Annotated in this window: 10 protein-coding genes and 1 pseudogene; 3 read left to right on the top strand and 8 right to left on the bottom strand. The window is 67.5% G+C overall.

The genetic code is table 11. The annotated features are described in order from the left end of the window. Positions 1–44: 44 nt before the first annotated feature. Complete coding sequence (locus EQ874_RS21335; protein WP_129978087.1) at positions 45–1,541, top strand: stealth family protein; 1,497 nt, start codon at positions 45–47, stop codon at positions 1,539–1,541. On the opposite strand, the gene EQ874_RS21340 is transcribed toward EQ874_RS21335, so the two are convergent. Next, the gene (locus tag EQ874_RS21340) at positions 1,538–2,458 is read right to left on the bottom strand and encodes a phosphodiesterase (RefSeq protein WP_129978088.1); all 921 of its coding nucleotides are present in this window, start codon (positions 2,456–2,458) and stop codon (positions 1,538–1,540) included. The two genes, EQ874_RS21335 and EQ874_RS21340, sit on opposite strands and share 4 nt — an antisense overlap. Before the next feature lie 627 nt (positions 2,459–3,085). Between EQ874_RS21340 and EQ874_RS21345 the strand changes: the two genes are divergently transcribed. Beyond that, a complete protein-coding gene (locus EQ874_RS21345; protein WP_129978089.1) occupies positions 3,086–3,982 on the top strand; it encodes a type IV toxin-antitoxin system AbiEi family antitoxin domain-containing protein in 897 nt (298 codons plus the stop codon). 52 nt (positions 3,983–4,034) lie between these two features. Here EQ874_RS21345 and EQ874_RS21350 read toward each other — a convergent pair whose 3' ends face one another. The 6 genes from EQ874_RS21350 to EQ874_RS21375 form a co-directional block, all read right to left on the bottom strand. Then, the gene (locus EQ874_RS21350) at positions 4,035–5,516 is read right to left on the bottom strand and encodes a sodium:solute symporter family protein (protein WP_129978090.1); all 1,482 of its coding nucleotides are present in this window, start codon (positions 5,514–5,516) and stop codon (positions 4,035–4,037) included. A gap of 21 nt (positions 5,517–5,537) precedes the next feature. Next, entirely contained in the window at positions 5,538–6,569 is a 1,032-nt protein-coding gene (locus tag EQ874_RS21355) for a 2-oxoglutarate and iron-dependent oxygenase domain-containing protein (protein ID WP_129978091.1), read from the bottom strand. A gap of 69 nt (positions 6,570–6,638) precedes the next feature. Continuing rightward, positions 6,639–7,334, bottom strand: a complete 696-nt coding sequence (locus tag EQ874_RS21360; RefSeq protein WP_242496873.1) for a hypothetical protein — start codon at positions 7,332–7,334, stop codon at positions 6,639–6,641. Further along, entirely contained in the window at positions 7,331–9,301 is a 1,971-nt protein-coding gene (locus EQ874_RS21365) for a 5-oxoprolinase/urea amidolyase family protein (protein WP_129978092.1), read from the bottom strand. Before EQ874_RS21365 ends, EQ874_RS21360 begins: the two co-directional genes overlap by 4 nt. A gap of 7 nt (positions 9,302–9,308) precedes the next feature. Continuing rightward, a complete protein-coding gene (locus EQ874_RS21370) occupies positions 9,309–9,959 on the bottom strand; it encodes an urea amidolyase associated protein UAAP2 (protein WP_129978093.1) in 651 nt (216 codons plus the stop codon). After that, positions 9,956–10,804 carry an urea amidolyase associated protein UAAP1 gene (locus EQ874_RS21375; protein WP_129978094.1) on the bottom strand — a complete coding sequence of 283 codons (849 nt, stop codon included), beginning with the start codon at positions 10,802–10,804 and terminating at the stop codon, positions 9,956–9,958. The genes EQ874_RS21370 and EQ874_RS21375 overlap by 4 nt, the downstream gene beginning before the upstream one ends. A 174-nt stretch (positions 10,805–10,978) precedes the next feature. On the opposite strand from EQ874_RS21375, the gene EQ874_RS21380 reads away from it, so the two are divergent. Further along, a complete protein-coding gene (locus EQ874_RS21380) occupies positions 10,979–11,665 on the top strand; it encodes a TetR/AcrR family transcriptional regulator (protein ID WP_129978095.1) in 687 nt (228 codons plus the stop codon). 96 nt (positions 11,666–11,761) lie between these two features. On the opposite strand, the pseudogene EQ874_RS21385 reads toward EQ874_RS21380, so the two are convergent. Continuing rightward, positions 11,762–12,019 (bottom strand): annotated as a pseudogene (locus EQ874_RS21385) (cytochrome ubiquinol oxidase subunit I); the annotation flags it as partial.

Consider the following 12,019-nt stretch of genomic DNA (forward strand, 5'->3'; position numbering starts at 1 on the left):
TCGACCGTGCCCCGGTCCTCGGACCCGCGCGCCACGAGGACGTCGTGTGGTTCGAGGACCGCTACGCGATTCCCATCACCACCACCACGCCGGACGAAGCGCAGATCGAGGACGTGCTGTTCCTGCGCCGCGTGCTCGACCGGGCGCGCATCGACTACCTGCTGGTGCGCGACGACAGCGAACGTCCGATCCTGGCGATCGACCGGTCCGATCGCAAGAGGCTGCGTGCCGCTCTCGCCGAGGGATGCTCCGACGAACCCTTCTACTCGAAGGCCGTCGGTTCGAAGCGTCGCTCGACCCTCGTCGCGGACGGACACCTGTCGCCCGCCAAGAAGGATCGGGTGTTCCGGCTGTTCCGCCCGCGGGTCGAGCTGACCAGCGGGCTGCGGTACGGCGCGTCGAACGGCGTGGACATCGAGCTGTGGACCTACACCGACGACGAAGTGATCATGCCTCGCCCGAATGCTCTGACCCGCACGACCGCACGGCGCGACGAGATGCGCCGGACGACCGTCGAACGGTACGGGCAGCTGTGGCCCACGATCGAAGGCATGTTCGACCGCCATCCCGGCGACATCCCGTTCGAGATCGACCTCGTGTTCTCCTGGGTCGACGGGTCGTCGACGTCGTTCCAGGCCGAGCGCGCGAAGCTCATGCAGAACTATGTCGTCGGTGAGGGTGACGACTCGCCGGCGCGCTACCGGCAGATCGACGAACTCAAGTACGCCCTGCGTTCGGTCCACATGTACGCACCGTGGGTGCGGCGGATCTTCGTCGCCACCGACTCGCCGCGACCGGCGTGGCTCGCCGACGATCCGCGCGTGACGTTCGTCCGCAGCGAGGAGTTCTTCGCCGACCCGTCGGCGCTGCCCACCTACAACTCGATGGCGGTCGAGTCGCAGCTGCACCACATCCCGGGGCTGTCCGAGCACTTCCTGTACTCGAACGACGACATGTTCTTCGGTCGCCGGGTGAGCCCGAGCCTGTTCTTCTCCGGCGGCGGCGTCGGCAAGTTCATCGAGTGCGACGTGCGGATCGGTCTCGGTCGAAACCACTCGTCGCGCAGCGGTTTCGAGAACTCCGCCCGCCTGAACCGGACGCTGCTGCAGGACCGATTCGGGGTCACCATCACCCGGCACCTCGAGCACACGCCGGTCCCGCTTCGCAGGTCGATCATGGCGGAGATGGAACAGGAGTTCGCGGACGAGTTCGCGGCGACGGCAGCGAGCCCGTTCCGGGCTGCCGACAACATCTCGGTGACGAATTCCTTCTACCACTACTACACACTGCTGACCGGCCGTGCGGTACAGCAGACGACGGCGAAGGTGGCATACGTCGACACCACGGCGAAGACCGGACTGCGACGGCTGGACACGATCCTCGCTCGGCGCAACCTCGACCTGTTCTGCCTGAACGACGGCAGTACGCCGGAAGTCGACCTGGAGTTGCGGACGGCGAAAGTCACGCAGTTCCTCGAGCGGTACTACCCGATTCCGGCGCCCTGGGAAACCGACTACCCGGGTCGACCGGACATCGACTAGACGCGAACGGTGAGGTCGGGGTTCTCGGGGATGCGAATGCCGGCTTCGGCCAGACGTCGCGCCGCATCCTGGGCCGTGTGGGGCTGCCCGGCGGTGGCGTAACTTCCGCTGGGCACCACCGAATGCACGATCGTGTCGGGATAGACGTGCACGAGGTTGAAGCCCTGCGCGCCGTCGTGCCCACGCTGCGACCCGACCGGAACGTTCAGATCCTGCGTGTAACAGGTCGACGAGGCAACCGACACCGGGATGCCCGCGAACGTCGCCGAGGTCGAGTAGTGCAGGTGGCCACCGAGGATGGCACGCACATCGGTGCCGCGCAGCACCTCGGCGAGACCGGCCTGGTCGCGGAGTTCGACGAGCACGGCCATGTCGAAGACACTGGGCACCGGCGGATGATGCAGTGCGAGAACGGTACCGAACGGCGCGGGTGTCGAGAGCTCGTCGGCCAGCCAGGCGAGCTGCTCGGCAGAGACCTCGCCGTGGTGATGGCCCGGAACCGAAGTATCGAGCGTGATGATCCGCAGTCCGCCGACCCTGTGGACTTCGTCGATGGGCGCGCCGGCGGGCGCTTCGTCGAGGAGCTCTTCTCGGAAAACGGCCCGGTCGTCGTGGTTACCCATGGCCCAGACGATGTCGGCACCGAGCGTCGCCGCCAGCGGCTCGACGAGCTTGCGGAGCTTGCGGTAGGCGTCGGGTTGACCGCGATCGGTGAGGTCGCCGGTGAACACCAGGGCGTCGGGACGGACCTGTGACGCACGGATGTCCTCGAGGATCAGCCCGAGGCGGGTGTCGGCGTCGACGGTGCCGTAGAGGAGTTCGTCTCCACCGACGAGGTGCGTATCGGTGAGATGAAGGAGGGTGTGCGAAGGTCTGGGATATTCGGCTGTTCGCTCAGGGGCTGGAGAACTGCCCATGATCTCTCACTTCCATTCGCCCGTTTCGGGCACTCGATCGCCATCAACGGTAGCGATTGTGTTTCCACGACTCCATGGCTTCTGGATCACATCGAGACCCAGACCCCGCGGCGAACAGCGCGTTATTGCCTGGTGACCTGCGGAAACGGACAGCTGCTTCAGCCCTGGTGATCTGGCTCACAACAGAGGGTCGTTCACGGACCGGTCGTTGACGCGGTGAACCGGGGCTCGCCCCGCGTGTTACGGCAGCGAACCCCGGTTCGGCGCGCGAACAGGGTCGACGGACGTTCGGCGTCCGACACACGACTGCCGTTCCCTCTCGACGTCCCCACCGGGAGTGCCATGGATTCACCACTACCCATCCCGGCGAGGGGCGTCATGATCCCCAAACATGCAGCCGCCTTCCGCGGTGGAGCAGTGCACCCTCCTCGGGGACATCGTCTTCGAGGAAGCGAGGAACGCGCCGAACCGGGGTTCGCCGCCGCTGTAGCACGCGCGAACCCCGGTTCGGCGCGTCAACGGCCTCCCAACAGAGTTTGTCCCCAACCCCGCGATCGATCCACAGGTGCCCCGGATCGGGAGATCGTCGCGGGTTCGGTGGGTGTCGTACCGCGCAGGATCGTCGTTGTGACTGATCCGAACATCCTCACCAACGCCTCGCTCGCCGTCGCGGGCCTCTCGGACACCGAGATCCGCACTGCCGTTCGCACCGGCTCACTCGTACGGGTCGGACGCGGCTGCTATCTGCACCGCTGCGACCTCGACGCACTCGGGCCGGTCGGCGTCCACCGAGTCCGTGCCCGACATGTCGGAGCGACGCTCGGTCCCGACGAGGCGCTCAGCCACGCGTCGGCCGCGGCCCTGCACGGACTCGAGCTATGGGACGTCCCACTCGATCTCGTCCACATCTCTCGACCTGCCACGCGGCGCGGCCGCGTCACCTCGCAGATCCATGTGCATCCGACCGAACTCGGCGACGACGTGGTGGTCGTCGACGGAGTAGCCGTCACGTCGGCCGCACGGACCGTCGTCGACCTCGCACGCACGCTCCCGAAGGAGCAGGCCGTGATCGCCGGCGATTCCGCCTTTCGTCTGTACCCCGTTATGCGTGAACAGGTTTCACGCGCGCTGGTCGATGCCCGGACTCGCCACGGCCTGGCACGTGCCCGCACGGTGGTGCCGTTCCTGGACGGTCGCAGCGAGAGTGCAGGAGAGTCGCTGTCGCGTCTACGTATTGCCGAAGCGGGACTCCCGCGACCGATCCTCCAGTACGAGATCGTGGGTGGAAACGGGCGCCGCTATCGCGTCGACTTCTTCTGGGAGAACGGCGTCGTCGGCGAGTTCGACGGGCGGATCAAGTATTCCGATCCGCGCGATGTGTTCGACGAGAAGCTCCGGCAGGACGCGATCCGCGACGCGGGCTACGAAGTGGTGCGCTGGACGTGGGCGGAGTTGGAACGGTTCGACGTCGTGACGGAGAGACTCCGGCAGGCTGCGCGTCGCGCCGCGAAGCTGACGCGGTGAACCGGGGTTCGCCCCGCGTGTTGCGGTAGCGAACCCCGGTTCGACGCGCGAGCTACACCGCGACCGGTTGCTTCGCAGGCAGGACGGCAGGCTCCGGAACGGTGACCGCGCAGACGGGGCGTCGCACCAGCGCGACCGTCACGTAGGCGACCAGCGACACAAGGACTCCGATGAAGGTGGTCCAGCCGTCGACGGACGAGGTGACCAGTGAGTTCGGGATGTACAGCAGGGTGTTGTCGACGCCGTAGATCGTCGGGGTGAGGACGAAGAAGCCGGCGCGCACCGTGATGCCGGCGATCGCGGCGGCCGCCACGGCACGCCCGTCCCCACGCGACCAGAACAGCCCGAGGATGAACGGAACGACGAGCGACGCGAGCAGAAGGTCGAAGGTGAGGGTGAGAAGGATGCCCGTCTGCGGAACGCGCAGGGCGACGAGCGCGCCGAAGGCCGCCATGGGCAGCATGAGCAGACGCGCGGCCTTCATGACGTCCGAGGACATCGCGGCGTTCTCGCCGCCGACTCGGAAGACATTGCGCACCAGGACCGTCGCGGTGGACAGCAGCACCCCACTGATGGTGGTCAGCGACGCGGTGACCAGACCGGACAGGACCAGGATCGACAACCACTGAGGGGTGTACTGCCCGAGCAGGACGTAGAGGATCGGCGCGTCGGCAGCGCTGTCACCGACGATCGAGACCGCGGCGAGAGCGACGAAGGACAGCGGCACGCACAGCACGAGGATGCCGGTCGCCGCGGAGAAGCATGCGCGCTGCGCCGCGTGCGGCGACTTGGCGGAGAACACACGCTGCATCAGGTCGATCGCGACGAGGTTGCCGAGTCCGAGAGCAACGATCGTGGCCCAGTTGATCGCGGCGCCCTGCGCCGGGTCGGTGAGCTGCCCGAGATCGCCGATGCCGAGGCCGTCACCGTGGGTGAAGCCGGGACCGAGGGCCACCCATGCGAGGAGGGAGACGATACCGACGGCCATCACGGCGAACTGGACCATGCCGGTGTAGACGCTCGCGAACATGCCGCCGGCCATCGTGTAGGCGAGCACGAACGGGATGATCACCAGTACCGCAGCGGTGTAGTTCAGACCGAGGAAGTACTGCAGGAGGTAGGCCAGCGCGACGAGGTTGCCGGCGAGGAGGATGCCGAAGCTGCCCACGGTGAGGACGGAGGCGGTGATCTCGGTGCCGCGCCCGAAGCGCCGGGCGAAGAACTCCGGCAGGGTCACCACGCCGGTCGCCCGCAGGCGCTTCGCGAAGAAGATTCCGACGAGCAGAACACTGAGCGCGACGCCGAGGGGCATCGCCGCGCCGGCCCAGAATCCGAATCCGGCCGCGAGGTCGGCCGAACCGAGGGTCGCGTTGGAGTCGATGACCTGGGACATGAGCAGGACGGCGAGAACGGGTGCGCCCAGCGAGCGACCGGCGAGCAGGAAGTTGCCCGCCTGTCCGCGGACCTTGCGGGTGGAGTAGAAGCCGGCCCCGAGAAGTACGACGAGGCACACGGCAACACCGGTGATGATCATGGCAGCTCCGTATGGAGAAGGTCAGACGGCAGGAGCGCTGCGTTGGGCTTCGCGTCCGAGCGAATAGAGGGGGCGGGCATTGTCGGGAAGAACGATCTCGCCGGAGGCGAGCCGGTTGCGGAGATAGGTGAAGCTCTGAGCAGTCTGCGCGAACAGATGTTCGCCGGCCGTCACTCCGTCGTATCGTGGTCCGTCCGCGTCGACGAACCTCTCCAGCGGCTCGACCCGGGTGTCGTAGTCGACGTTGAAGAACAAGGGGAACGAGTAACGCTCCTGAGCAACCTTATGCACCCGATGTGACGTCGCTGTAAACACACCGTTCGTCCAGATCTCCAGCAGGTCACCGATATTCAGGACGAACGCATCGTCGCGGTAGGGGACCTCGATCCAGTCTCCGTCGGCGTTGACCACTTCGAGCCCCGGCGCCGTGGGCAGGAGCAGCGTGAACATTTCGTAGTCGGTGTGAGCGCCGATACCGGGGCGGTCGGATGCACTGGGATCGTAGGGATAATGGATCATCCGCAACTGCGCCGGCGGTGTCGTCACATACCGATCGAACAGGTCGGACGGCTCGCCGAGCGTCTCGGCGAAAGCCCTCAGAAGCACACGGCCCAGACCGAATACGGCATCGTAGTAGGCCCCCACGGGCTTCTCGAAGTCCGGCAGGTCGGGCCACTGGTTCGGTCCGAGCAGCGGATTGCCGGCCAGATAGTCCGGATCGTCGGCGGGAAGATCGATGGACAGATCGAACGCTTCCTTGTGATCGGGTGTGGCACCGGCGAACACCTCCTCACCCGGCGGCACATAGCCGCGGTGGTTCGACGAAGTGCCTATGTAGACCGACATCTTGGTTTCGTCGGGCAGTGCGAAGAAGCGTTCTGCGGCTGTCTTCAGTCCCGAGATGAGGGTGGGATCGATACCGTGCCCGACGATCTGAGCGAAACCGACCTCGCGGGCGGCACGCCCGAGTTCCTCGACGACTGCTTCCCGTCCGCTGTCGTCGGCGGAGACCAGTGCGTGTACGTCGACGACGGGGATGCTGGTGAAGGTCATGGTTCCGTCCTGAGGTTCGGGTCGAGCGGACGCCACCGCCTCGTGACGGGTGTTCCGCCGAATGTGACGTCACTTGTGTGGATTTCGTCTCCGAAAGCGGGGTCGAGGTCGTCCCCGATCCGGTACGGGAGAGTCGATGCGGTGATGTTCCATCGGCCGGCGCACACTCGGCCGACGGCGACCTCGCAGTCGAGCACTGCGCGGGCCTCGCGGAGTGTCGCCGCCCCCCCTGATGCGTTCGAGCAGAGAACCGGATCCGGGGGTGCGGTCGCGGCCGCGCGCGAACGCGAAGGTCTCCCCCACCCGCACGAGTACCGCGGTCGCCCCGGTGTCGATGTCCTCGAGCAGATACTCCTCGATGTCGGACGAGACGCCGGCGGTGTGCCAGTGTTCCGTGTAGTCCTCGTACACAGCGTGTTCGGCGATAGTGTCCGCGTCGAGCAGGGCCAGACTGCCGGCGTCGGGTGTCGGACCGAGCGGGTGGAACGACACGGCGCGTTCCCACTCGACGTGATCGCCGCGGTCGAGCAACCGGCCTGCGAAACCGTCCTGCGTCGCGAGTGCCACGAGATCGTCGAAGTTCATGTCGTTCGCGGTCGAGGCCGTCACCACAGGCAGTGAGGCGGGTTGTCTCAGATCGCAGTACAACTTCTCGCCCTGCACCCAGGTGACCCGGGTGGTGGTGTCGGGTTCGGTGCCCGGACGCGCCAGCAGGGTTCGCTCGAACCGGGTTCCCGCGAGCCGGATCCGTTCGGCGGTCGTCATGCGCCGGTCGCCTTCCACCGTGCCCGCTCCTGCGCGAAGGCGACGGATTGGGTCGCCTGGAACTCCGCGATCGAGGATGTGTTGTCGGCGAGGAATTTCCGGTGGTCTGCCAGCGAGAAGGTCCCGTCGGTGATCTCCACTCCCCCGCCACGACCGGCCGCGAGATCGGCGCGCAGATCGAGCAGTTCCTCGGGGTCGACGGGATACCAGGAGATCCGGTCGAAGAACCGCAGCAGCCACGGCGTTCCGTCCTCGAAGGGCCCGGCCGGCTGCGGGTGCCGGTGATTCCACACCTGGGTGGTGCGGCCGACGAACTGGTATCCGCCGGGGCCTTCCATGCCGTAGATGCACAGATACGCACCGCCGATCCCGACCGCGTTCTCGGGTGTCCACGTGCGGGCCGGGTTGTACTTGGTGGTGACCAGCCGGTGCCGCGGGTCGAGCGGTGTCGCGACCGGTGCACCGAGGTAGACGTCGCCGAGTCCGAGCACCATGTAGTCGGCGGCGAACACCGTGTCGAACACGTCGGCGACGGTGTCGAGGCCGTTCATGCGACGGATGAACTCGATGTTCCACGGGCACCACGGCGCGTCCGACCGCACGCCGTGCATGTAGCGCTGGATGGCCTCGCGGGTCGCCGGATCGTCCCAGGACAGCGGCAGGCGCACCTGACGGCTGGGCACTTCCAGTTCGTCGCTGTCGCCGATACCGTCCTCGACCTCGGCGAGCAGACCGAGCAGGACCGGTACCGGCAGGACGTCCGGGTCGACCTTGACCTGCAGCGACCGGATACCGGGGGTGAGTTCGAGCAGGCCGGCAGGTCGCTGCGCTTCGAGGCGCTGGTGCAGGGCGTGCACGCGGGCCCGCAGCGCCAGATCGAGCGTCATGTCGCCGTACTCGACGAGCACGTTGTCGTCGCCGCTGCGGCGGTAGATGACGGCGGTGTGCCCGTCGCGGCGGGCCAGGACTCCGTCGTCGCCGTCGCCGCCGCCCGACGCGACCAGCGACAGACCGGCACGACGACCGACTCCCAGCTCGCGGCGCGACGCGCTGTGCTGCGACTTCACGGGGACGAACCTGACGGTGTTGCCGGGTGCGAGCTGACCGAGCTTCCAGCGGTCGGCGGCGACGACCGTCACCGGGCACACGAAACCGCCGAGGCTGGGACCATCGGGACCGAGCAGGATCGGGGTGTCGCCGGTGAAGTCGAGTGCCCCGACCGAGTAGGCGTTGTCGTGGATGTTCGACGGGTGCAGCCCCGCTTCCCCGCCGTCGGTCCGGGCCCATTCCGGCTTCGGGCCGATGAGCCGGACCCCGGTGCGGTCGGAGTTGAAGTGCACCTCGTACTCGGTGGCGTAGAGGGTGTCGATGTCGGAGCGGGTGAAGAACTCGGGGGCGCCGTGCGGGCCTTCGGTCACCGCGATCTCCCAACGCGTGCCGAGAGCCGGTACGTGTTCGGACGGGACGGGCGCGCTCTCACCGCGGGGATCGTCACCCACGACGAGGACGTCGCCTTCGCGAAGGGTACGACCCTCGTGACCACCGAACGTGCCGAGCGTGAACGTCGAGGCGCTGCCGAGGAATTCGGGAACGTCGAGTCCGCCCCGGACCAGGATGTAGACGCGCAGGCCGGGACCGGAGACGACGCCGACGTCGAGCAGTCCGCCGGCCGGAACGGTGACGGCCCGCCACTGCGGAACGGTGACTCCGTCGACCCGGACGACGGCGGGAGCACCGGTCACGCACACCTCGGTGTCCTCGGTGAAACGCAGCGCGGGGCCCGCCATCGTGGTCTCGAGGCCGGGGGCGCCCTCGTCGTTGCCGAGAGCCACGTTGCCCAGACGGAAGGACAGGTCGTCCATGGGCCCGGAGGGCGGTACGCCGATCTGCCAGTAGCCGGTGCGACCCGGATAGTCCTGGACGGTGGTGAGCATTCCGGGGCGTTCTACGCCGATCTTGGTGGTCATGGCAAGCTCACTCCTCGCGGGTGACGATCATGCGAACCGGCGTGGGATCGAAGCCGTTGCACGGGTTGTTGATCTGGGGGCAGTTCGAGACGAGCACGAGTACGTCGCGCTCGGCGCGGAGCGCGAGGCGCTTTCCGGGAGCGGAGAGCCCGTCGACGATGCCGAGGGTGCCGTCCGCCTCGACGGGCACATTCATGAAGAAGTTGATGTTGGAGACGAGATCTCGTTTGCCGAGGCCCCACTTCGCGCCCTCGATGAGGAAGTTCTCGACACATGCGTGCTGATGCTTCGTGTGGTGCCCGTAGCGCAGGGTGTTCGACTCCTGCGAGCACGCACCACCGACGGTGTCGTGATTTCCCACCTCGTCGGCGGCGAGCGTCATCAGCGGAGCGCCCTCGGAGTCGCGCAGGACGGATCCGGTGGTGAGGAACAGATTCTGCTGTGCGGCGACGGTGGCCGCTGCGCTGTACCGCCGGCCGGTGTCGTGCGCGTCGTAGACGAGCGTGTCGACGGCCTGGTTGCCGTGCAGGTCGACGATCGTGAGGACGTCTCCCGCGGCGACGACGGCCGACCACGGTCCGCGGAGTCCGACGATCTCGTCGAGGACGACGCGACCGGGAACGAGGGCGAGTTCTGCGGTGTCTGCGGTGAGGGTCATCGGCGGATCTCCGTTTCGGACGTGGCGGCGGCCCAGGCGTCGTCGGTGTTGAGGACGGCGCGCCGGTACTCGGGATCGGTGTTCGGCAGCGAATTCAGTTCTTCCGGTGCTCGCCAGGCGAGAACTTCCAGGCTGCCGGTGGTGAACTCGGGATCGGGATCGAGCGGGTGTGCGGTGTTGGCGACGAGCACGATCACCGGCAGGTGGATCAGAAGGTCGACGTAGGCGCCGGGCCCGGCGTTACCGGTGCTGACGAGCCTTCCGTCCTCCTCGACACGGACACCGTGGAAGAAGGACAGGGACGGCGGCAGGTCGCGCGGTTGCAGGTCGTGCTTGGCGGCGGCGACGGAGAACAGTTCCCGGCCGGCCGGAGACGACGAATGAAGTTCTCCTGCTCCGTACTTCGCGGTGTTTCCGGCGAGATGGGTGGTGCCGCACAGGGCGTCGTGCCGGCCGGAGGTGTCGGCGACGATGGTCGCGAGTACTCGGCCCTGATCGGAGAGCAGGGGGTGCCCGGTTCCGAGATAGGCCTGCCAGGGCACCTTCACGGTGTCGGCGACGTTGAGCCGCTCGTGCGGCGCATCGGCACGGAAGAGCAGCACGTGCGCGCAGGCCGTGCCGTCGACGTCCCGCAATCGCAGGCGGGTGCCGCGGGCGAGAACCTTGCCGGTGTAGCGGCCGCCGGGGACGGTCTCGGCCCAGGTCATCGCTGCCGCACGGCCGTTCGGCGGGGCGGGCCAGGAGGAGGCGGGGACGATCGGCATCGCGTCCGTGACGGTTCCGGCCTGCGCTCGGGCGTGGGCACGAGCGGCGTGCGTGGTGGCGGTCGCGAGGGTCTCGGTCATGGCGCTCCGATCGGCGGTCCGGGGAAACTGTCGATCGACAGTTTTCCGATCGCTCATCTTCGGGGAATGTCCCCGGCGTAACGAGTCCGTGACGTGTGTTTCATCCGTGTGACGAAATCTTCACGACCGAAGACCATGGTGCTGCAGTCACTTTCGTCGTGTCAGAGTGGAGAGGTGACCCATGCAGGACCGGGACGCCCCCGTCTCCACGCGCCGCGTCGGCCCGGACCGACCGCGCGTGCCGAGATCCTCGATGCCGCAGCGGAACTGTTCACCACCCGCGGCTTCTCCCCCACGTCGACCCGGTCGATCGCCGAGGCGGTCGGGATCCGGCAAGCGTCGCTGTACAACCACTTCGCCACGAAGAACGACATCCTCGTCGCCTTGCTCGAGGGCACCGTCGAACCGACCCTCGACTTCGACGACCATCTCGACGACACGCTGCCGCCCGAGGTGCGCCTGTGCGCACTCGCCTGGTTCGACACCGCCCAATTGTGCGCGGGCAGATGGAATCTCGGAGCGCTGTACCACCTTCCGGAGATCCGCACCGAGCCGTTCGATCGTTTCCGGCACGAGCGCCGGCAACTGATGGAACGCTACCGGCGTCTCGCGGCCCGGATCGTCGGCGACGGTGATCCCCGCACCCACCTGCCGTTCCGGATCGTCGAATCGGTCATCGGGATCCGCGCCGACAACGCAGACATCGACGCGGGGCTCTCCGAAGCGCTGGCGACGGCGTCGCTGACCGTTCTCGGTGTCGGCGACGTTGCGGCAGTGACGAGCGTTGCTCGGGCACTCGTGGTGGGGGTTCCCGACGATCTGCTGGGATCGATGACTCCCCCGTCTCCGCCCCACGCGTGAAGCGCAGCACGGGCTCGTCGACCGCGAAGGCCGCCGACGGGCACTCGGCTCCGCCCCTCGGCGGGTGCGTTCGGTCGGTGGTTCTACGCGTGACGATCACTTACGAGGAAGGTCGCCCGGTGTGCGGTCGGCGCCTTCGAGCACGTTCACCTCGTGCTTGTCGCTGCCCGGGCCCACGTGTGCCTCGGCGCGCATCCGCTCGACCATGTCGGGATAGTGCAGCTCGAAGGCCGGGCGTTCGGACCTGATCCGCGGCAGCTCGTAGAAGTTGTGCCGCGGCGGCGGGCAGGTCGTCGCCCACTCGAGCGAGTTGCCGTAGCCCCACGGGTCGTCGACCGTGACGACCTGGCCGTA

Origin of the sequence: Rhodococcus sp. Q1 (assembly GCF_004153645.1) — a bacterium.
Lineage (GTDB): Bacteria > Actinomycetota > Actinomycetes > Mycobacteriales > Mycobacteriaceae > Rhodococcus > Rhodococcus gordoniae.